The sequence below is a fragment of the Photobacterium makurazakiensis genome, from assembly GCF_050336715.1.
In the GTDB taxonomy this organism is placed as follows: domain Bacteria; phylum Pseudomonadota; class Gammaproteobacteria; order Enterobacterales; family Vibrionaceae; genus Photobacterium; species Photobacterium makurazakiensis.
This window is the reverse complement of record NZ_JAKJSJ010000149.1, coordinates 1-760: the sequence shown is the minus strand read 5'-3', so window position 1 is coordinate 760 and position 760 is coordinate 1. Positions and strand designations below refer to the sequence as shown.

The following is a 760-nucleotide window of genomic DNA, read 5'->3' as shown; positions in this document are numbered from 1 at the left end:
AATCATTACAGTGTAATTTATGAAAAATGTTACTCTCTTACTGAAATAAAATAACATCTACCACGCCTGGACAGAGGTCAAACCATGAATATAAATTACTTTTCACACATTAAAATGCATAAAAAACCGTATTCACGGAAAAAACCAAATATAACGCCCAAAACATGTCACCTGTATAGACAGATAATTGTTTAAAACATCAAGGAAAAGCGTTCACGAGAAACCATAGAGGGATACAGAGACCATCATTCCTTGATAATTGTTCAAATATCACTATTTCCAAATAACTTTACTTACCAGTGTATAGACCCGCCTATCAGCGATAGAGCTAATAGACAGGTATAACCAAACCTAGCGGAACATGCTCTCACCAGATTGATCAATAAACATTTTTGCTTTTTTTAGCATAAATGATTCAGCATCTTGCTTAGACGCGAGTAAGTCAGAACGAATAAAAGTATGCGTCTTCAACTCCTCACCGTTTCTTTTACATATGCGTCCAGCAATTCGAAACTGCCCTCCTTCAGCGATCGGCTCTGGATAAATTAAATACCCTTCATACTCAACCGGCTCAACCTCAGTTTTTTTCACTTCAGATTTATCCAATCCGAATAGTTTTGAAAAGAAGCCCACCTAAATTATCTCCATTATCAATTTCATACAGTGACATCATGCCATTTTTTGAAAAAAAACATGCCATGATAATAAAAATTTCATCCAGAAGCAGGATATATGTTGGTTTTACTACACAAGTAACCAC

At 35.4% G+C, this 760-nt stretch carries 1 protein-coding gene; it reads right to left on the bottom strand.

Annotation, left to right across the window (positions count from 1 at the left end; all coding sequences use genetic code 11):
- Positions 1-351: 351 nt before the first annotated feature.
- Positions 352-633 carry an HlyU family transcriptional regulator gene (locus L4D09_RS28815; protein WP_428460952.1) on the bottom strand — a complete coding sequence of 94 codons (282 nt, stop codon included), beginning with the start codon at positions 631-633 and terminating at the stop codon, positions 352-354.
- Positions 634-760 lie beyond the last annotated feature (127 nt).